This window comes from Pseudomonas matsuisoli, from assembly GCF_014647635.1.
Taxonomy (GTDB): domain Bacteria; phylum Pseudomonadota; class Gammaproteobacteria; order Pseudomonadales; family Pseudomonadaceae; genus Pseudomonas_P; species Pseudomonas_P matsuisoli.
The window spans coordinates 128,354-147,785 of the sequence record NZ_BMPO01000008.1; the positions used below are offsets into that span (position 1 = coordinate 128,354).

Sequence of the window (19,432 nt, forward strand, 5' to 3'; positions counted from 1 at the left end):
AATCGCGGGCATGGCCCGCTCCCACGAACTAGAAAGCTACAGATCCGACTTATGTGAACAGCATCAAGCTACGAAGGCCGGCATTATGCGGTGAAGCGACTGGAATTGGGAGCCGCGGCCCGGCTCCCACTTAAAGACCTCTAACGCTCAATAGTCCTATTCCACCTTGAATTCCATTCCGGGCGCGCCTGGTTGATCTGATCCCAATCAATGACGAGCGCGGTTTTCTGATACTCCGCCATGGCTTCGACCTGGCCGCGGGTCTTGTCAGTCGTCGGTGTATTGGGATTCGACGGGATCTGATCACCGAACTCCAGCGCAGCGGCCTGCGCCTCAGGTGTCAGCAAAAATGCGGCAAGCTTCTGCGCCAACGCCGAATTTGAATTGTTGGCGATCACGCACTCAGCCACGTTGAGTACCACCGCACCTTCTTTCGGCTGGGCATATTCGACCGGTACACCGCGCATTTTCAGTGCGGTGACCTGCGTCGGGGTCAGTGGGAACAGCGCCGCTTCGTTGGTCTGCACCATTTCCGAAATCTTGGCCGAACTCGGAATGTACTCGAGCACGTTCGGCCCGACCTCATCCGGCCAGGCCTTGAATGCGGGCTCGACGTCCGCCTCGGTGCCACCCTTGATGCGGTTGTAGGCCAGGAAGCCGTGCAGACCGAAACTGGAAGACGGCATCGACTGGAAGACCAGTTTCTCCTCGAACTTCGGATCGGCCATATCCATCCAGGAGGTCGGTGCTTCCCAGCCTTCTTCTTTGAACATCCGCGTGTTGTAGGCCAGGCCGGTGACGCCAATGCTCACCGCAGCGGCCTGATCCTTGATCAACGCTTTTTCAGGAATCTGCGATAGCGATTCGCTCTTTTCCAGTGGAGAACAGAGACCCATGGAAATGGCGCGATACATCACGCCGTCGTCGAGGAACATCACGTGCATCTGCGGCTTGTCCTTTGCCGCCTGAACCTTGGCCAGGATATCGGCGGACGTTCCGGGCACGATCACTACCTTGACGTCATTGGCCTTTTCGAACGCAGGCAGGACCTTATCCGCATAGAGGCGCTCCATGGTGCCGCCGTTCATGCCCAGGTAGAGGGTTTCCGCGGCAAAGGTGGCGCCGCTTCCTGCGGCGATGGCTAGACCGAGCAGACCGGTCAGTGCGGTGCGTTTTGTGACGTTCCTCATGTAGCGACCTTCCTTTTTGGCTGGATGAATAGGCCGCACTAGGCGGCCACGTGTTGGAAACGCTGAATGGAAAAGGGCTCGATTGGCGTGCGACTCGCGCCCTCGCAGACCAGCTCCGCCAAGACATCGCCTACGGCCGGGCCGATCTGAAATCCTCCTCCGGCAAAACCGAAACCATGCACGAGCCCTCGCCGCATACGACTGAAACCGATCACAGGCTGGCGATCAGGCAGGTAGCCCTCGGTACCGCTCCAGGTCCGAATGACATGGGCACCATGGAGCGACGGAAACAACGTAGTGGCCTGACGGAGTAGCGTGACGACCGCCTGCTGATCCACCCGGGCACGGCGATCGTCCAATGCAAACCCCTGACCGCCGCCGATCACGCAGTTACCGCGAGCGACTTGCCGGGCGTAGATACCGCCACCCTCGACCCCTGTACTGCACGTCATGAACACCGGCAAGGGCTCGGTCACGAGCATGGCTGGATGGCCGGCGCGCATCGGCACGGGTTCGCCATATTGCAGGGCCAAGCCAGCGGCCCAAGCGCCCGCGCAGTTCAGAAGCCAAGGAGCGCGAAAGCGGAGCCCATCACCTGCGGTAACCAGAAAATCATCCCCCGCATCCTCGACGCGCACGACCGGTGTCTGCTCGTACACGTGCGCACCGAGGCGCTTCGCTGCAACGGCGAACGCCGGTGAAATCAGCCGAGGATTGGCGTGACCATCCGCCGGACACAGCGAGGCACCCACGGCACTCTTTCCAACCCACGGGTAACGTCGCCGTATGTCATCCTCTCCGAGCAATTCGAGCCCCATGTCGAAGCCCCGCGTCTCGGCCTCATAACGTTCGAGCGAACGCATGTCTTCGTCACTGCGAGCCAGTTTGAGATGACCAGAGCGAACCAGCTCGCCATCGATACCGATATGGCCCGGCAAATCGTTCCAGATCGCATGCGCCCGCTGGGCGAGCGGCAGCTGGATCAAAGGGCGCCCCTGCCGACGTACACCGCCGAAATTCACACCACTGGAACGCGAGCCGCAGTAATCGCGCTCGATAAGTGCGACCTCCATGCCGCGACGGCGCAGAAACAAGGCCGCCGAAGCACCGACGATCCCGCCACCGATAATCACCACATCGGTCTCGACTAAAGCGCTCATGCGTCGGGCCCCACAGCGAACGGCAACGGCTTGATCGGCGCCTGGCCGCGCAAGCGTCCGACCGAATCGATCGTCAGGCCGCTTTCGCAAGCGATGATCTCCATCGCCGCCGCACCGCACATGCGCCCCTGGCAGCGACCCATGCCAACGCGGCAAAGCGCCTTGGCGCGATTGATGTCTACCGCCCCCGCGCGCACGACATCGCGCAGCTGGCCGACACGAATTTCCTCGCAACGACATAGCATCAAGGCGTCATCGGCTTTCGCCGCCCAGCCTTCGGGGAAGGGAAATGCATGCTCCAATCCGTCTCGGAAGCGTTCGATCTGAGCCAGTCCGCGCTCCAGCTTTTCGGCTCGCGCGCCATCGACAGCGATACCCATGTCCTGCAATACCGCCAATGCGGCTCGCTCGCCCGCCATTTCCGCGGCATCGGCGCCCATGATCCCGGCACCATCGCCGGCCAGATAAACGTGTTCGAGGCTACTTCGCCCAGAAGCATCTCGCCGAGGCAACCAGGCCCGATTCAAGGGGCTCCAGACGAATTCACACCCGAGGAGATCCGCCAATTGCGTCTCGCTGCGCAGGGCATAGCTAAACCCCACAGCCGAGCACGGCAAACTGTGCTCGACTCCACCCTGCTGCCAGGCCACCGAGGCCACGCGCTTTTCACCGTCGATCCGGACCAGGCTCGCGCCTTGCTCCACACGCACACCATTCGCCAGCAACCAGGCTCGGTAATACAGCCCCTTTGCCAGCGTGCTCGGTTGACGCAACAGCCCGGGAAGGGCGCGACATTGGTCGGAGAAACCGGCCTCGTCCAGCACAGCCGTGACCTTCGCGCCCGCCTTGGCGTACTGATAGGCAACGAGATAGAGCAGCGGTCCGGTCCCGGCGAACACAACGGGATCACCGATCGCACAGCCCTGAAACTTCAAGGCGATCTGCGCGGCTCCTAGTGTGTAAACGCCAGGCAACGTCCACCCGGGTACGGGCAACACACGGTCGGTGGCGCCCGTCGCGACGATGAGGCGGTCATAGCCGAGCTGCTCGAATCGGTCGTCACACAGCAGATCGAGGGTGTCGGCATTGGCATTCCAGACCAGCGTTTTCGGCCGGTAATCGATCTGACTGGCCAGGTCTTCGGCGCACACGTGAATAGCATTCGCCTTGGAAGCCTCGAAGCCATAGAGCGCTTTGGCTGGACGGGAGAAACCCTGCGGCTGCTGGCGATAGATCTGCCCGCCGGCGCGCATTCCTTCATCTATGAGCACCGGTGCCACACCTTTGCGTACCAGTGTTTCTGCCGCGCGAACACCTGCCGGCCCCGCCCCCACGATCACCACATGAGTGCTATTCATGGCTGACGTCCCGGCTCACGCGTGACCTGCATACCTGGCTCGATGAGGGTCGAACAGGCGCGAACACGGCGCCCATCCTCCAGGCGAACCCAACAATCCTGACAGGCACCCATGAGGCAGAAGCCCGCCCGCGGCTCTGCACTGAAATCACTCCCCTTCAAGGCATCCACGGAACAGAGCAGCGCCGTCAGCAGCGTATCGCCTTGCAACGCGATAGCGGGCTGACCATCGAGCACAAAGTCGACCTGGGGACGATCCAGCTCGGCCAGACGTTTCAACAATGCCATGGCACCCTCACTGCTTACCGACCAGCACACGGTCGAGGCCGTACACACGATCGAGCACGACCATGGTCACCACTGTCAGTGCGATGACGAGGGCCGACACGGCGGCCATCATCGGGTCGATGGACTCGGTCGCGTAGACATACATGCGTACCGGCAGCGTCTGGGTCGCCGGGGACGTGACGAAAATGGAAAGCGTCACCTCGTCGAAACTGTTGATGAACGCCAGCAGCCACCCACCGGCCACACCCGGCAGGATCATCGGCAGGGTGATGCGGCAGAACAGCGAGACCCGACCTGCACCAAGCGACTCCGCCGCCTGCTCGGCGCTGCGATCCATCCCGACTGCGGCCGCGAGTACCAGACGCAGCACATACGGCGTGATCACGACGACATGCGCGAGGATCAACCAGCTGAAGCTGCCACTCACGCCCATCAGCGCGAACAATCTGAGCATCGCCACACCGAGCACCAGATGCGGAATGATGATGGGCGACAGGAACAGCGCGTTGAGGAAGTCCCGCCCGGGGAAATGCAGCCGCGTAATGGCCAATGCTGCCGGCACCGCGATCAACGTCGCCAGCGTGGCCGACGAGAAGGCGAGTATCAGGCTGTTGTGGAAGGCATCGAGAAAGTCGGCGCGTTCGAATACAGCCTCGAACCAGCGAAGCGAGAATCCGCTGGTCGGCAGGCTCAACGTGTTTTCCGGCGTGAATGCGACGAGGCACACCACCACCAGCGGCGCGAGCATGAAGATCACGACAAGGGCGTGAAAAGACAATGCGAGAGGACCGTTTCTGGACATCGGATTACCCCAGGGCCTTTTTGTAGCGGCGTTCGATGATGCGGTTCCAAGTCAGCATCACCACCAGATTCAGTACCAGCAGCAGCACCGCTACGGTGGCGCCCAGGGGCCAGTTCAACTCGGCGAGGTACTGGTCGTAGATCAACGTGGCCACCATCTTCAGGCGGCGCCCGCCCAACAGGCCGGGAATCGCGAAGGAGCTGGCGGCCAACCCGAAGACGATGAGGCTGCCCGAAAGCACACCCGGCAGGATCTGCGGCAGAACCACCTTGCGCATGACGGTCGCCTGGCTCGCCCCCAGCGAAAGCGCGGCCTGCTCCGCGAGTGGGTCAAGCCGCTGCAGCGACGTCCAGACCGGGATCACCATGAACGGCAGCATCACGTGGACCAGCGCGATCACCACGGCGAACGGCGTATAGAGCAGCTTTACAGGATTGCCACCCAGCGCCTGGATCGCCTGGTTTACCAGGCCGTCAGCGCCCAGCAGCAGACTCCAGCCGAATGCGCGTACCACGACGGAAATGAGCAGCGGAGTCAGGATCAGAATGAGGAAGACCGATCGCCATGGCGCCTTCATGCGACTTAGGATGTACGCCTCGGGTACGCCGATCAGCACACAGAGCAAGGTCGTCAGCGCACTGATCCACAGCGTCCGGAAGAACACTTCGTAGAAGTAGGAATCGCCGAAGACCTCGGCGTAGTGGTCCAGCGTGTAGGCGTCGGCATCGACACCGGTGTTGTAGTCGAACACGTTGAACGACAGCACCAGCGTCAGCCCCAGCGGCAGTATGAGCAGGCCGGCGAACAACGCGAACGCGGGCCCGGTCAGCAGGTAGCCCCGCAAGGCCTTCATGCGCGTACATCCTCTTCAAGAGGCCGCAGCAGCTCGGTCGACCAGACAAGCCCGACCCGTGTGCCGTCTTCAAGTGGAAGCGAACCTTCGTTAGGCCTGACGACCGTCAGCTCACCCAGCGGCGTTTCAACGCGATACAACCACTGGCTGCCAAGAAAGAACCGTGTACGGATCTCGCCGTCCAACAGCCCTTGGCCCACCTCGGTCAGGCGAATCTTCTCGGGGCGCAGACTGAGTTGGAAGTCGCCCTCGCCCACCTTGCAGACTTCTTGTTGACCGGCTGAACCCGCGCGCCCACCCACCAGATTCGCCTTGCCGACGAAGTCGGAGATGAAGCGTGTACGGGGGTGTTCATAGAGACGGTAAGGCGCGTCGATCTGGGTAATACGCCCGGCTTCCATGACCACGACGCGATCGCTGATGGAAAGTGCTTCGGATTGGTCATGGGTGACCATCAGCGTGGTGATGCCCACTTCACGCTGGATGCGGCGGATCTCGTACTGCATCTCCTCGCGCAGGTTTGCGTCGAGGTTGGACAGGGGCTCGTCCAGCAACAAAACCGGCGGTGTGATGACCAACGCGCGCGCCAGTGCCACACGCTGACGCTGACCACCTGACAACTCACGTGGATAACGCTCGGCATGAGCGTCGAGGCGAACCAGCGAAAGCGCTTTCCTGACGCGCTCATCCCGCTCGGACTTGGCCACCTTGCGCATCAAGAGGCCGAAGGCAACGTTATCCGCAACGGTCATGTGCGGGAACAGCGCATAGCTCTGGAAAACGACGCCCAGCCCGCGCGAGCTTGGTTTGGCGTGGGTGACGTCGCGTCCATCGAGAACGATCCGTCCCTCGGTGACGTCGACGAATCCCGCGATCATCTGCAACGTGGTGGTCTTGCCACACCCTGAGGGACCCAGCAGGGAAACGAATTCGCCTTTCTCGATCGTGAGGTTCGTATCGGCCACAGCGGCGACATCCGCGTAGCGCTTGGTCAACCCTTCCAGGGACAGGAAAGCCATTCTGAATCTACCTCCTCACATCAGGCGTACCAAGGGCACGACGGTTCTGGGCAGATTCGAAGGGCGAAAGCCGAATGACTTTTATGGTTGGTACAGCAAGAAAACGGTGGGCTTTGTTATTCGAATGACCCGATGGACGCAGAGTAGGCCGCGATTTAGGATGGACTCAACACGATATTCCATATATCGAAGGTTATTTCTTATTTATTCCGTTTAGTGAAATTACTAATGGTTGATTCTGAAAATAATTCCACTGATAAGAATTCTTCGACAGGATCGGTCTCAAGAACCTTTCTGATCATGCGTGCGCTCTCTGATACGACGGATGGCGAAAAGGTGTCGCGCCTGGCTGAGCGGGTCGGCCTGTCTCAACCCACGGTGCACCGACTCCTACAGCAACTGGTGGATGAGGGCATGGTCGAGCAGGACGGTCGCAGCAAACGCTATCGATTGAGCCTCGAGCTGTTCGCGCTGGCAGCCAAGGCCGGCAACATCACCAACCTGCGCGACTTGGTGCGCCCGACGCTGCTGCGCCTCTCAGCATCGATCAACGACTCCCTGTTCCTGCTGGCACGTAGCGGATTCGATGCGATCTGCCTGGATCGAAGCGAAGGCCCCTTCCCGATTCGAACCTTTACAGGAGATATCGGGGGGCGCGTCGCGCTGGGGATCGGCCAAGGCAGCTTCGCGATTCTGGCCTTCCTGCCAGAGGAGGAACGTGAAGCGGTGATCCGCTACAACCTGCCTCGGCTACAGGAGATGCATCTCTATGACGAAGTGATGCTGCGCGCCGAGATCGAGCGCGTGCGGGCCCAGGGTTTCGCGAACCGTAATACGGGGTTGCTTCAAGGAATGGCGGGGGTAGCAGTGCCCATTCTGGATCGCAACGGGCATTCAGTTGCGGCATTGAGCGTGGCAACCATCAGCGACCGCCTGGGGCCAGACCGGATGCCGACGGTGATCGAGCTGCTCAAGCGGGAGGCGAACGCGATTACGCCACGGATCAATCCGTTCGATCCGCTGCTGCGCAGGCCGTCGCGTATTTTTGGGGGCGGGGAATAACAAATCGTTTGTCGTGCAAATGACGCTTCCTGTAGGAGCCCACCGGGCTGCGATCAGCTTGTGGGCGTCCGGATCTAGTCGACGACTCTGTGCCGGCTGAATTGGCGTGATCGCCCACAAGTGGGCTCCTACAAAAAAAACCGGCGCCGTTTGAAGACGGCGCCTTACGACAATCAGTCCTCCAGCAACTCCTCAGCCACCGAGAGAATGTTCTCCACGGTAAAGCCGAAATGCTCGAACAACTGTCCAGCAGGCGCCGACTCACCGTAAGTGGTCATGCCAATCACGCGGCCTTCGAGGCCGACGTACTTGTACCAGAAGTCCGCATGGCCGGCCTCGATGGCGATACGAGCGGAGACTTCCACCGGTAGAACCTTCTGCTTGTACGCGGCATCCTGCTGATCGAAGACGCTGGTGGATGGCATGGAGACCACGCGGACGTTCACACCCTTCGCGATCAGCTGGTCGTATGCCTGCATCGCCAGGCCAACTTCGGAACCGGTCGAAATCAAGATCAGCTCCGGCTCGCCGATGCAGTCTTTCAGGATATAGCCGCCGTGCGCGATCGCCGACTCGGTTTCGTGGTCACGCAGGTTGTGCGGAAGGTTCTGGCGTGAGAAGACCAATGCACTCGGGCCGTCCTTGCGCTCGACCGCATACTTCCAGGCCACAGCGGCTTCGACCGCATCGGCCGGGCGCCAGGTGTCCAGGTTTGGCGTGTAACGCAGGCTGGCAAGTTGCTCGACAGGCTGGTGCGTCGGGCCGTCTTCACCCAGACCGATGGAGTCGTGGGTGTAGACGTGCAGAACGCGCAACTTCATCAGCGCGGACATGCGCACGGCGTTACGGGCGTATTCCATGAACATCAGGAAGGTCGCGCCATAAGGAACGAGACCGCCGTGCAAGGCGATACCGTTCATCATGGCAGTCATGCCGAACTCGCGCACGCCGTAATACATGTAGTTGCCGGAGGCGTCTTCTTCAACGACCGGCTTGCAGCCTTTCCATAGGGTCAGGTTCGATCCGGCAAGGTCGGCCGAGCCGCCCAGCAGTTCAGGCAGGAGAGGGCCGAACGCGTTCAGGCAGTTCTGGCTCGCCTTGCGGCTGGCGATGGTTTCGCCCTTTTCAGCCACGGCGCGAATGAACTCGGAAGCCTTGGCGGAAAAATCATCCGGCAATTCGCCAGCCATGCGGCGGGTGAATTCAGCCGCGAGGCCCGGGTGATCCGCTTCATAGGCCGCAAAACGCTTGACCCATTCGTTCTCGGCCGCAGCCCCCTTGTCACGCGCGTCCCACTCGGCATAGATGTCTGCCGGAATTTCGAACGGACCGTGCGCCCAGTTCAGCTGCTTGCGCGTAGCCGTGACTTCGTCGTTGCCCAGCGCCGCGCCATGGCTTTCTTCCTTGCCCTGCTTGTTCGGCGAACCGTAGCCGATGATCGTCTTACAGCAGATCAGCGTCGGCTGTTCGCTCTTGCGAGCGGTGTCGATCGCCATGTGGATTTCGTCGGCGTCGTGGCCGTCGACGTTGCGGATCACCTGCCAACCATAGGATTCGAAGCGCGCTGGCGTATCGTCGGTGAACCAGCCGTGCACCTCACCATCGATGGAAATGCCGTTGTCGTCGTAGAAGGCAATGAGCTTGCCCAGGCCCAGCGTTCCGGCCAGCGAGCAGACTTCATGGCTAATGCCTTCCATCATGCAGCCATCACCCAGGAACACGTAGGTGAAGTGATCGACGATCGTATGGCCATCGCGATTGAATTGAGCAGCCATGACTTTTTCCGCGACCGCCATGCCGACCGCGTTGGCAATGCCCTGCCCTAACGGGCCCGTCGTGGTCTCAACGCCTGGTGCGTAACCGTATTCGGGATGGCCCGGGGTCTTGCTGTGCAGCTGCCGGAAATTCTTCAGGTCATCGATGGACAGGTCATAACCTGTCAGGTGCAGGAGCGAATAGATCAGCATCGAACCATGGCCGTTCGACAGGACGAAACGGTCGCGGTCGAACCACTGTGGGTTGGTCGGGCTATGTTTCAGATAGTCGCGCCAGAGCACTTCCGCGATGTCGGCCATGCCCATGGGGGCGCCGGGGTGGCCGCTGTTGGCTTTCTGCACAGCATCCATGCTGAGGGCGCGGATGGCATTGGCGCGTTCGCGACGGCTGGGCATCGATGGTTCTCCTGCGGGGCATTGCGTCGAAAAAGGACGTGCATTTTCGCCCAGCCAGAGGTCGCTAGCAAATACTGAATTACCGGCGGTGCCACTATTGGATGGCATCGGGTCGAGATACACCAAAACCAATATCAAAACTTTTTGATATTGAGATTGCTCCAAGCACTATCGCCGACTAGACTTCGCTCCCTATGAACATGCGCGTTTCGGTTGCTCCCGACGATACCTGCGAGTTGCTTGCCGCCGTCTGCAAAGCCGCCGGTGATGCGTTGCGCCTGCGCGTGCTTCGGGTGTTGGCGCATGACTCCTTCGGCGTCCTGGAGCTCGCCCAGATCTTCGCGATCGGGCAGTCGGGCATGAGTCATCACTTAAAAGTGCTGGCCCAAGCGGGCCTCGTCGCGACACGGCGCGAAGGCAATGCGATCTTCTACCGTCGTGCGCTACCGCAACCCGATCGAACGGGTGGAGCGTTGCATATCGCCCTGCTCGACGAAGTCGATAGGCTCGAGTTGCCAGCGCCCGTGCAAGACGGCGTATGCCGTGTCCATGAACAGCGTGCCGCCGCCAGCCATGAGTTCTTCGTCCGGATGGCCGAGAAATTCCAGGCACAGCAGGATCTCATCGCAGGATTGCCGCAGTACGGCGATAGCGTCCTGGCGCTGCTGGACACCCTATCGTGGCCGGAAAAGGCTACGGCGCTGGAGATTGGCCCTGGCGACGGCTCGTTTCTTCCGGAGCTGGCAAGGCGCTTTCGCCACGTAACGGCCGTCGACAACAACCCTGCCATGCTGGAACAAGCGAACCAGCGCTGCGTTGAACATCAGCTGCAAAACGTGACACTTAAGCTGGCAGACGCGCTTGCGGAAAGCGAAGCTGCCGCGGACTGCGTGATCGTGAATATGGTGCTGCACCACTTCGAGCAACCCGAAACCGCGATCGGGCGACTGGCGCGCCTGGTCAATCCAGGTGGCGGCCTCTTGCTGACTGAGTTATGCAACCATGACCAGAAATGGGCCAGGGAGGCCTGCGGCGATCTCTGGCTTGGGTTCGAACAGGACGACCTGGCCCGCTGGGCCGAAGCCGCCGGCCTCCTCTCTGGGGAGAGCCTTTACATTGGTTTACGCAACGGTTTTCAGATCCAGGTACGGCATTTTGCCAAGCCGGTAGAAGACCGCCTCACCCACCGGTAATTAGGAACCGATAGATGAGCGAATATTCCCTGTTTACGTCCGAGTCCGTTTCCGAGGGGCATCCAGACAAGATTGCCGATCAGATCTCCGACGCCGTGCTCGATGCCATCATCACTCAGGACAAGCATGCCCGCGTCGCCGTGGAAACATTGGTCAAGACGGGTGTGGCGATCATCGCCGGTGAAGTCACCACCAGCGCCTGGGTCGACCTCGAGCAAATCGTCCGCGATGTGATCTGCGATATCGGCTACACGAGCTCCGACGTCGGCTTCGACGGTGCGACATGCGGCGTGATGAACATCATCGGCAAGCAATCTCCGGACATCAACCAGGGCGTCGATCGTGCCAAGCCGGAAGACCAGGGCGCCGGCGACCAAGGGCTGATGTTCGGCTACGCGAGCAATGAAACCGACGTGCTCATGCCCGCGCCGATTCGCTTCTCGCATGCGCTGGTCGAGCGCCAGGCGGAAGCCCGCAAATCCGGCCTCCTCCCATGGCTGCGCCCGGATGCCAAATCCCAGGTTACCTGCCGTTACGACGGCGGGAAGGTCGTCGGTATCGACGCCATCGTGCTTTCGACCCAGCACAACCCGGAAGTGAAAAACAGCGACCTGCGCGAAGCGATCATGGAATTGATCGTCAAGCACGTGATCCCGGCGGATCTCTTGCACAAGGACACCCAGTTCCACATCAACCCGACGGGTCAATTCATCATTGGCGGCCCGGTGGGCGACTGCGGCTTGACCGGTCGCAAGATCATCGTCGACAGCTACGGCGGCATGGCCCGACATGGCGGTGGCGCATTCTCCGGCAAGGACCCGTCCAAGGTCGACCGCTCCGCCGCCTACGCGGGTCGCTACGTGGCGAAAAACATCGTAGCTGCGGGCCTTGCGGACCGCTGCGAAATCCAGGTGTCCTACGCCATCGGTGTCGCGCAACCGACCTCGATCTCCATCAATACCTTCGGCACGGGCAAGGTGGGTGACGAGCGCATCGTGCAACTTGTCCGCGAGCACTTCGACCTTCGTCCGTACGCCATCACTACGATGCTCGATTTGCTCCATCCGATGTACCGCGCCACTGCGGCCTATGGCCATTTCGGCCGCGAGCCAGGGCAACTGACCGTTGGCGATGACTCCTTCACCACGTTCACCTGGGAACGTACCGATAAGGCCGAAGCCTTGCGTAACGCGGCAGGGATCTAACCGTTTCGACTGGCTGAAAAAAGCGTGAACGCCGCCCGGAAAGATTTTTCCGGTGGCGGCATCATGCGGGCCACGCAAAATGAATCCGGAGCAAGGATGCTCAGCCTCATTCGACGCCTTCCACTTTTGTTCTTCCTGACCTGCGCACACCTGCATGCGGAAGAGTGCCCGCATAGCGATGTCGCGCAAGCGGAACTTGCCACCCTCACCGAACAATTGATCCTTTGGGACGATGCCTACCATCGCCAAGGTGAGTCCCTGGTCGATGACCAGATCTACGACCAGGCCAAGATTCATCTCGAGCACCTGCAGAACTGCCTGGACATCAGTCATTCGGAAAGCGATGCGCTTGCCAGCGCTTCCGGCCCCCGGCGACACCCTATCCCGCAAACCGGCTTGAATAAGGCCAAGAATCGTGCGGCGGTTGCGGCCTGGATGGGCGATAAACGTGATCTGTGGATACAGCCAAAAGTCGACGGCGTCGCGGTCACGCTCGAATATCGCAACGGCTGTTTGTTTCAAGTCATCAGCCGTGGCGACGGGGTAACGGGCCAGGACTGGACAGCGCACGCACAGCGTATTCCGGCCATTCCTAGTGAACTGACCGACACATCACCACGACTGGTCCTTCAAGGCGAGCTTTACTGGAGGCTCGCCGATCACATCCAGGCCCAAGTGGGCGGCCAAAACGCTCGGTCTCGGGCCGCTGGATTGATGGCACAGAAAGCGCCTTCCGACGCCGACCTCGCCGGCTTGGGCCTCTTCGTATGGGACTGGCCAAACGGCCCGGATGCCATGCGCGATCGATTGACCGGGCTGGCAGCATTGGGTTTCGCAGAAAGCGCGGCGCTGACTCAACCTATCGAGACCATCACCGACGCATCTCGCTGGCGCCAGACCTGGTACGAAGCGCCTTTGCCGTTCGCTACCGACGGAGTCGTCCTGCGACGAGGCGTACGGCCAGATGCGGCGCGGTGGCGCGCCGAACCACCGCACTGGGCGATTGCCTGGAAATACCCGTACTCCCGCGTGCTGGCGGACGTCGCCGCGATCGAGTTCACCATCGGTCGTAGTGGAAAAATCACGCCAATCCTTAAAATCATTCCTGTCGCCCTCGATGACCGCCAGATCGAAAACGTGAGCCTTGGTTCGCTACGACGCTGGCAGGAGCTCGACATCCGACCTGGAGACAAAGTCTCCATTGCGCTTGCGGGCCTCACCATTCCGCAGCTGGAAAGCGTCGTATTCAGAAACCCCGAACGCGCCCCCGTTAAAAGCCCCGAACCGAACGACTACAACGAACTCAGCTGTTGGCACCGCTCTATCGCGTGCGAAAGCCAGTTCATGGCGCGGCTGGAATGGCTAAGCGGCAAACGTGGCCTTGCCTTGGACGGTATAGGGCCAGGAACGTGGAAAATCCTGTCCGACCACGGCAAGGTGACCGGCCTGCTGGACTGGCTGGAACTGGACGGGCAAGAACTCTCGTCACTGCCGGGATTCGGCGAGCGGAAGTCGACGGCGTTTCTGAGTCAGATAGAGCGCGCTCGGTCGCAGCCGTTTCAGACATGGCTACGCGCCCTCGGCCTTCCTCCAAGTGGTAGCACGGAGCTGCCCAACGATTGGAATACCATCGCCTCGTGGACTGTGGACGATTGGAGCGCTCATCCCGGCATCGGACCAAAACGCGCGCAAAACCTCGTCGAGTTCTTCCAGCATCCGGATGTCGTGGCGCTGCGTGAGCGCCTGGCGGCAGCCGGCATAGAAGGTTTCAGCCAACCGGTACGTTCGCCTATTGCCAGCGTTTTACAGTGAATGCAGTGGGCGTCTCGTACACGAGGGAAAGAAATCTGCGGCGATATCTCGCTACAGTTGGTCCTTGATATAGGTAATTTCGGTCTTGCCATGCGCAACCGGCGTACCGTTCTCGCCCATGTTCACGAACACCATCTTGTCGATGGTCAGAATGCTTTTGCGCGTGATCTTGTTGCGCACCTCACAACGCATGGTGAGAGAAGTACGCCCAAATTCGGTTGCCGTGATGCCGAGCTCGATGATGTCTCCCTGACGTGCCGAACTGACAAAGTTGATCTCAGAGATCAATTTGGTCACGACACTCTGGCTGCCGAGCTGGACGATGGCATAGATAGCTGCCTCCTCGTCGATCCACTTCAACAGACTTCCACCGAACAGCGTGCCGTTCGGATTGAGGTCTTCAGGCTTTACCCATTTGCGTGTGTGGAAATTCATAAATTCTCCCTGTTCTGTTGTCTTGATCGTTGCGTTCGTCACGGATGCTGCCGATGCACCGCTTGATTGTCGCGTCATTCGTCTTAATAGCGTCGATAGCCGGTCCGCGCGGTGACGGAATATCTTTGGTGACTCGTTGGACCAAGCTATACTTCGACCCGTTTCACATGGTCGGCACCGCCCGCCCATGCCCGCCACCCGAGCGAGGGGCGCTGCAGCAGGCCAATGACCTGTCAGGCTCGATCGGGGCGTTTTCCCAGAACGCATCAACGGCGCCCATTCGCACATAACGAATGGAGACTCACCGCATGAGCGCTGTACTCACGCCTGCCGGTTTTAATGATTTCAAGGTTGCCGACATTTCCTTGGCCGAATGGGGTCGCCGCGAGATCATCATCGCCGAATCGGAAATGCCTGCACTGATGGGCCTGCGCCGTAAATACGCCGGCGAGCAGCCACTGAAAGGTGCGAAGATTCTTGGCTGCATCCACATGACCATTCAGACGGCCGTGCTCATCGAGACACTGGTTGCGCTGGGTGCAGAAGTGCGCTGGTCCAGCTGCAACATCTTCTCGACCCAGGATCAGGCGGCTGCCGCCATCGCCGCTGCCGGTATTCCCGTCTTCGCCTGGAAGGGTGAGACCGAGCCGGAATACGAGTGGTGCATCGAGCAGACCATCCTCAAGGATGGCCAGCCGTGGGATGCCAACATGATCCTCGACGACGGCGGCGACTTGACGCAGATCGTCCACGACAAATACCCGCAGATGCTGGAAAAAATCCACGGCATCACCGAGGAGACCACCACTGGCGTCCACCGTCTGTTGGACATGCTCAAGGGCGGTACGCTCAAGGTACCAGCGATCAACGTCAACGACGCCGTCACCAAGAGCAAGAACGACAACAAGTACGGCTGCCGTCACAGCCTCAACGATGCCATCAAGCGCGCCACCGACCACTTGCTGTCAGGCAAGCAGGCACTGGTCATCGGCTACGGTGACGTAGGCAAGGGTTCCGCGGCCTCCCTGCGCCAGGAAGGCATGATCGTGAAGGTTTCGGAAGTCGATCCGATCTGCGCGATGCAGGCCTGCATGGATGGCTACGAGCTGGTTTCGCCGTACAAGAACGGTCTTAACGACGGTACCGAAGCCAGCATCGACAGCCTACTGCTGGGCAAGATCGATCTGATCGTCACCACCACCGGCAACGTCAACGTGTGCGACGCGAACATGCTCAAGGCGCTGAAGAAGCGCGCCGTGGTCTGCAACATCGGCCACTTCGATAATGAGATCGATACCGCCTTCACTCGCAAACACTGGCACTGGGAAGAAGTTAAGCCGCAGGTGCACAAGATTCACCGCACCGGCAAGGACAACTTCGACCCAGCCAACGATGACTACCTGATCCTCTTGGCCGAAGGCCGTCTGGTGAACCTGGGCAACGCCACTGGCCACCCGAGCCGGATCATGGATGGCTCCTTCGCCAACCAGGTACTCGCGCAGATTCACCTGTATCAGGAGAAATTCGCTGACCTGCCGGTCACCGAGAAGACCGCGAACGTGACCGTCATGGTGCTCCCGAAGAAGCTGGATGAAGAAGTCGCCGCAGAAATGGTGAAAGGTTTCGGTGGCGTACTGACCCGTATGACGGACGCCCAGGCGCGCTATATCGGCGTCGAGGTCGAAGGCCCGTTCAAGCCGGACACCTATCGGTACTAATCATGGCCGTCGCGGGGACTGGCAGCCAAGCTGCCGTCTCTGCGACGATGTCGAACATCCGTGGTAAAGCATATGAAATCCAACCGACTTCCCATCAGCTTCGAGTTCTTTCCGACCAAAACCGAGGCCGGACACGAAAAGCTGATCAATGTGGCCCGGCAGCTTGCCGAACTCGGCCCCGAGTTTTTTTCCTGCACTTACGGCGCGGGCGGTTCGACACGCGATCGAACGCTCAGTACCGTTCTGCAACTGGACAGCGAAGTAAAAATCCCGACCGCGCCCCATCTCTCCTGTGTAGGTGACAGCAAGGCCGAATTGCGTGAACTGCTGACGCTCTATCGCAGCAAGGGTATCCGGCGGATAGTCGCGCTTCGTGGCGACCTGCCCTCCGGCATGGGGCTTTCCAGCGGCGAGTTGCGTTACGCGAACGACCTGGTGTCGTTCATTCGCGAAGAGACCGGCGACCACTTTCATATCGAAGTCGCGGCGTACCCTGAGACACATCCCCAGGCACGCAGCTTCGAGCATGACCTGATGAATTTCGTGCGCAAGGCCAAGGCCGGTGCGGACAGCGCCATCACCCAGTACTTCTTCAATACGGATGCCTACTTCTACTTCGTCGAACGCGTACGCAAGGCGGGCGTGGAGATCCCGATCATCCCCGGCATCATGCCAATCACCAACTACAGCAAGCTGGCGCGCTTCTCCGACGCTTGCGGCGCAGAACTGCCACGCTGGTTGCGCAAACAGCTCGAAGCCTACGGTGACGACACAGCCAGCATCCAGGCGTTCGGCGAAGAGGTCATGACACGTTTGAGTGAACAGTTGATCGAGGGCGGCGCACCGAGCCTCCACTTCTATACCCTCAACCAGGCCGAACCGTGTCTGGCGATATGGAAGAACCTCAACGGCATTTGATTGTTCTCCACGCATTCAAGGACGAAGGCGATGCTTCTTTGAACACCAGGCACAGCGCTCTGCCGGGTGTTCATTGGAGATCAGGAGCACGCTTGCCGGAACCTATTTACCGCATCGCTGTCCATGAATCCGTAGCAATTAAGCCGGCCGGTGCCCTGCGCCGCCTCGCTCGTTTTCTTTTGTAACGCTACTGAATATACTGCGAACGCTTCCGCCAGACTTGCGCCCGGATGCTTGGCTTCTTCAGCCAGCAGGACCGGACGGGATCACGCCACCAACGCGCGATTCAAGCCAGGCTTCTATCCCTACCGGGCCTCGCCCATACATATGACAGGATTGCCCATGTCCTTCGCATCCCTCGGTCTCTCCGAGGCTTTAGTCCGCGCCGTCGAGGCAGCGGGCTACACCGAACCTACGCCGGTGCAACAGCGGGCTGTTCCCGCCGTGTTGCAAGGTCGCGACCTGATGGTCGCCGCCCAGACAGGCACAGGAAAAACCGGCGGTTTCGCTCTCCCCGTACTGGAATTGCTATTCCCAGGCGGCCAGGCGGACCCTGCGTGCAGCCGTACCGAAAAACAACCTCGCGTGCTGGTGTTGACCCCCACGCGCGAACTAGCCGCTCAGGTGCACGACAGCTTCAAGCTGTACGCACGTGACCTGGCTCTACACAGCGCCTGCATATTTGGCGGCGTTGGCATGAATCCACAAATTAAGGCACTGGCGAAAGGACTCGACGTTCTTGTCGCCTGCCCAGGCCGCCTGTTGGATCTGGTCGGCCAGAAAGCGGTCGATCTCTCCGCTGTCGAGATACTGGTACTGGACGAAGCCGACCGCATGCTCGACATGGGCTTCATCCACGACGTCAAGAAGGTATTGGCAAAACTGCCGACCAAGCGCCAGAACCTGTTGTTCTCCGCGACCTTCTCCAAAGACATCACGGACCTCGCTACCAAGCTCCTGCATGACCCGGAGCGCATCGAGGTCACTCCGCCTAACACAACGGTGGAGCGTATCGAACAACGTATCTTCCGCCTCGCTGCCAACCAGAAGCGTGCCTTGTTGGCGCATTTGGTCACCATGGGTGCGTGGGAACAGGTCCTGGTGTTTACGCGCACCAAGCATGGCGCGAATCGCCTTGCCGAATACCTGAACAAGCAGAACTTGCCTGCTGCGGCGATCCACGGCAACAAGAGTCAGAACGCACGCACCAAGGCGTTGGCTGATTTCAAAGCAAACAGCATCCGTATCCTCGTCGCGACCGATATCGCTGCACGCGGCTTGGACATCGACCAACTGCCTCATGTCGTCAACTTCGAGCTGCCTAACGTCGAAGAGGATTACGTACACCGTATCGGCCGTACGGGTCGCGCTGGCCGTAGCGGCGAGGCGATCTCGCTCGTAGCGCCTGATGAAGAGAAGCTGCTCAAGGCAATCGAACGCCTGACGAAGCAGCGTATCCCGGATGGTGACATGCAGGGTTTCGACCCCAGCACGCTGGAAGTCGAGAAGCCTGAGGTCCGCGCACCGCGTGAGGCACGTGAACCTCGCCAGCCACGCCAACCACGCGGCGAGCGCAAGCGTCCGGCAGCCGCCAAGGATTCCGAGGCGACAACTTCCGCCGCGAGCGGCTCCGCAGAGCAAGGCGAAAACCGCCCGGAACGTACCAAGCGCCGCCGTAATCGCAGACGCGGAAAAGGTCCTGAAGGCACTGGAGAATCGACGGTAGCGAAGAGCCAACCGGCTACCGTGGCAGCGCCCGCGGATCGCGACCCGGAAGAGTTCCTAGACGACGACTTCGACAACTTTGGCAATCGGGCGGATTACGTCAGCCCGAACCAGAACAACAACCGTCGTGGTCGCAACGGTGGTCAGAAGCCAGCTCGCAATCAGCAGGGCGGCAGGCCAGCGGGGCGTGGCGACACGGCCAATCAAGCGAATGCCAACAATCGCGGTGGCGGCAAGCCCAAGGGCCGCAATGGTGCCCCTCGTAACAATGGTGCAGGCGCCAATGGCCAACGGGGACAACGCCGAGCGGATACGCATAACCGCGACAACTTCTCGCGAGGCGAGCCACAACCCCAAGAACGTCAACAGCGGCAACCGCTGATCGTACGGAAGGGCGAACGGCTACCGTCACTCGAGCAGCTGGAAAGCCTCAGCGATGAGCGCAAGCGTACTGAGAAGCCAGCACTGCTGACGCGTAATCGCTAAGAGGCTGCGCTACGCAAAGGCCCGCACTCTATGTGAGT

The 19,432-nt window shown here is 60.3% G+C and carries 16 protein-coding genes and 1 riboswitch; of the genes, 7 read left to right on the top strand and 9 right to left on the bottom strand.

Features of this window, described 5'->3' with window-relative positions:
* Positions 1–140: 140 nt before the first annotated feature.
* Genes IEY47_RS16585 through IEY47_RS16615 form a run of 7 tightly spaced genes read right to left on the bottom strand, consistent with a single transcriptional unit; the run spans position 141 to position 6,669 of the window.
* Positions 141–1,190: an ABC transporter substrate-binding protein gene (locus IEY47_RS16585; RefSeq protein ID WP_188984686.1), complete on the bottom strand. Its 1,050-nt coding sequence runs from the start codon at positions 1,188–1,190 to the stop codon at positions 141–143.
* A gap of 38 nt (positions 1,191–1,228) precedes the next feature.
* A complete protein-coding gene (locus IEY47_RS16590) occupies positions 1,229–2,350 on the bottom strand; it encodes an NAD(P)/FAD-dependent oxidoreductase (RefSeq protein WP_188984688.1) in 1,122 nt (373 codons plus the stop codon).
* The gene (locus IEY47_RS16595; RefSeq protein ID WP_188984690.1) at positions 2,347–3,708 is read right to left on the bottom strand and encodes an FAD/NAD(P)-dependent oxidoreductase; all 1,362 of its coding nucleotides are present in this window, start codon (positions 3,706–3,708) and stop codon (positions 2,347–2,349) included. The genes IEY47_RS16590 and IEY47_RS16595 overlap by 4 nt, the downstream gene beginning before the upstream one ends.
* Positions 3,705–3,995, bottom strand: a complete 291-nt coding sequence (locus IEY47_RS16600) for a (2Fe-2S)-binding protein (RefSeq protein WP_188984692.1) — start codon at positions 3,993–3,995, stop codon at positions 3,705–3,707. The genes IEY47_RS16595 and IEY47_RS16600 overlap by 4 nt, the downstream gene beginning before the upstream one ends.
* A 7-nt stretch (positions 3,996–4,002) precedes the next feature.
* Positions 4,003–4,797, bottom strand: coding sequence for an ABC transporter permease (locus tag IEY47_RS16605; protein WP_188984694.1), 795 nt, complete (start codon positions 4,795–4,797; stop codon positions 4,003–4,005).
* A gap of 4 nt (positions 4,798–4,801) precedes the next feature.
* Positions 4,802–5,650, bottom strand: a complete 849-nt coding sequence (locus IEY47_RS16610) for an ABC transporter permease (protein WP_188984695.1) — start codon at positions 5,648–5,650, stop codon at positions 4,802–4,804.
* Positions 5,647–6,669 (bottom strand): ABC transporter ATP-binding protein, encoded by a 1,023-nt coding sequence (locus IEY47_RS16615; protein WP_188984697.1) that lies wholly within the window; start codon positions 6,667–6,669, stop codon positions 5,647–5,649. The genes IEY47_RS16610 and IEY47_RS16615 overlap by 4 nt, the downstream gene beginning before the upstream one ends.
* Positions 6,670–6,897: 228 nt before the next feature.
* Between IEY47_RS16615 and IEY47_RS16620 the strand changes: the two genes are divergently transcribed.
* On the top strand, positions 6,898–7,731 hold the full coding sequence (locus IEY47_RS16620; protein ID WP_188984699.1) for an IclR family transcriptional regulator: 834 nt from the start codon (positions 6,898–6,900) through the stop codon (positions 7,729–7,731).
* Between the two features lie 173 nt (positions 7,732–7,904).
* On the opposite strand, the gene tkt is transcribed toward IEY47_RS16620, so the two are convergent.
* On the bottom strand, positions 7,905–9,902 hold the full coding sequence (tkt, locus tag IEY47_RS16625; RefSeq protein WP_188984701.1) for a transketolase: 1,998 nt from the start codon (positions 9,900–9,902) through the stop codon (positions 7,905–7,907).
* A 194-nt stretch (positions 9,903–10,096) separates the two neighbouring features.
* Between tkt and IEY47_RS16630 the strand changes: the two genes are divergently transcribed.
* The 3 genes from IEY47_RS16630 to ligB all read left to right on the top strand — a co-directional run bounded on the left by IEY47_RS16630 (position 10,097) and on the right by ligB (position 14,112).
* Positions 10,097–11,095 carry an ArsR/SmtB family transcription factor gene (locus IEY47_RS16630; protein WP_188984703.1) on the top strand — a complete coding sequence of 333 codons (999 nt, stop codon included), beginning with the start codon at positions 10,097–10,099 and terminating at the stop codon, positions 11,093–11,095.
* A gap of 14 nt (positions 11,096–11,109) precedes the next feature.
* Complete coding sequence (gene metK / locus IEY47_RS16635; RefSeq protein ID WP_188984705.1) at positions 11,110–12,300, top strand: methionine adenosyltransferase; 1,191 nt, start codon at positions 11,110–11,112, stop codon at positions 12,298–12,300.
* A gap of 96 nt (positions 12,301–12,396) precedes the next feature.
* Complete coding sequence (ligB, locus tag IEY47_RS16640; RefSeq protein ID WP_188984707.1) at positions 12,397–14,112, top strand: NAD-dependent DNA ligase LigB; 1,716 nt, start codon at positions 12,397–12,399, stop codon at positions 14,110–14,112.
* A 51-nt stretch (positions 14,113–14,163) separates the two neighbouring features.
* On the opposite strand, the gene IEY47_RS16645 is transcribed toward ligB, so the two are convergent.
* On the bottom strand, positions 14,164–14,547 hold the full coding sequence (locus IEY47_RS16645) for an acyl-CoA thioesterase (RefSeq protein WP_188984709.1): 384 nt from the start codon (positions 14,545–14,547) through the stop codon (positions 14,164–14,166).
* A gap of 198 nt (positions 14,548–14,745) precedes the next feature.
* Positions 14,746–14,832: riboswitch (S-adenosyl-L-homocysteine riboswitch) on the top strand.
* Positions 14,833–14,855: 23 nt separating this feature from the next.
* On the opposite strand from IEY47_RS16645, the gene ahcY reads away from it, so the two are divergent.
* From ahcY to rhlE2, 3 genes are all read left to right on the top strand, one after another.
* On the top strand, positions 14,856–16,265 hold the full coding sequence (gene ahcY / locus IEY47_RS16650) for an adenosylhomocysteinase (RefSeq protein ID WP_188984711.1): 1,410 nt from the start codon (positions 14,856–14,858) through the stop codon (positions 16,263–16,265).
* 72 nt (positions 16,266–16,337) lie between these two features.
* On the top strand, positions 16,338–17,183 hold the full coding sequence (metF, locus tag IEY47_RS16655) for a methylenetetrahydrofolate reductase [NAD(P)H] (protein WP_188984713.1): 846 nt from the start codon (positions 16,338–16,340) through the stop codon (positions 17,181–17,183).
* Between the two features lie 342 nt (positions 17,184–17,525).
* On the top strand, positions 17,526–19,394 hold the full coding sequence (rhlE2, locus tag IEY47_RS16660) for an RNA helicase RhlE2 (RefSeq protein ID WP_188984715.1): 1,869 nt from the start codon (positions 17,526–17,528) through the stop codon (positions 19,392–19,394).
* Positions 19,395–19,432 lie beyond the last annotated feature (38 nt).

What these genes read in the sequence shown, in the direction of transcription:
- IEY47_RS16585 (WP_188984686.1), bottom strand. Translation starts at nt 1,190, where the DNA reads ATGAGGAACGTCACAAAACGCACCGCACTGACCGGTCTGCTCGGTCTA.
- IEY47_RS16590 (WP_188984688.1), bottom strand. Translation starts at nt 2,350, where the DNA reads ATGAGCGCTTTAGTCGAGACCGATGTGGTGATTATCGGTGGCGGGATC.
- IEY47_RS16595 (WP_188984690.1), bottom strand. Translation starts at nt 3,708, where the DNA reads ATGAATAGCACTCATGTGGTGATCGTGGGGGCGGGGCCGGCAGGTGTT.
- IEY47_RS16600 (WP_188984692.1), bottom strand. Translation starts at nt 3,995, where the DNA reads ATGGCATTGTTGAAACGTCTGGCCGAGCTGGATCGTCCCCAGGTCGAC.
- IEY47_RS16605 (WP_188984694.1), bottom strand. Translation starts at nt 4,797, where the DNA reads ATGTCCAGAAACGGTCCTCTCGCATTGTCTTTTCACGCCCTTGTCGTG.
- IEY47_RS16610 (WP_188984695.1), bottom strand. Translation starts at nt 5,650, where the DNA reads ATGAAGGCCTTGCGGGGCTACCTGCTGACCGGGCCCGCGTTCGCGTTG.
- IEY47_RS16615 (WP_188984697.1), bottom strand. Translation starts at nt 6,669, where the DNA reads ATGGCTTTCCTGTCCCTGGAAGGGTTGACCAAGCGCTACGCGGATGTC.
- IEY47_RS16620 (WP_188984699.1), top strand. Translation starts at nt 6,898, where the DNA reads ATGGTTGATTCTGAAAATAATTCCACTGATAAGAATTCTTCGACAGGA.
- tkt (WP_188984701.1), bottom strand. Translation starts at nt 9,902, where the DNA reads ATGCCCAGCCGTCGCGAACGCGCCAATGCCATCCGCGCCCTCAGCATG.
- IEY47_RS16630 (WP_188984703.1), top strand. Translation starts at nt 10,097, where the DNA reads ATGAACATGCGCGTTTCGGTTGCTCCCGACGATACCTGCGAGTTGCTT.
- metK (WP_188984705.1), top strand. Translation starts at nt 11,110, where the DNA reads ATGAGCGAATATTCCCTGTTTACGTCCGAGTCCGTTTCCGAGGGGCAT.
- ligB (WP_188984707.1), top strand. Translation starts at nt 12,397, where the DNA reads ATGCTCAGCCTCATTCGACGCCTTCCACTTTTGTTCTTCCTGACCTGC.
- IEY47_RS16645 (WP_188984709.1), bottom strand. Translation starts at nt 14,547, where the DNA reads ATGAATTTCCACACACGCAAATGGGTAAAGCCTGAAGACCTCAATCCG.
- ahcY (WP_188984711.1), top strand. Translation starts at nt 14,856, where the DNA reads ATGAGCGCTGTACTCACGCCTGCCGGTTTTAATGATTTCAAGGTTGCC.
- metF (WP_188984713.1), top strand. Translation starts at nt 16,338, where the DNA reads ATGAAATCCAACCGACTTCCCATCAGCTTCGAGTTCTTTCCGACCAAA.
- rhlE2 (WP_188984715.1), top strand. Translation starts at nt 17,526, where the DNA reads ATGTCCTTCGCATCCCTCGGTCTCTCCGAGGCTTTAGTCCGCGCCGTC.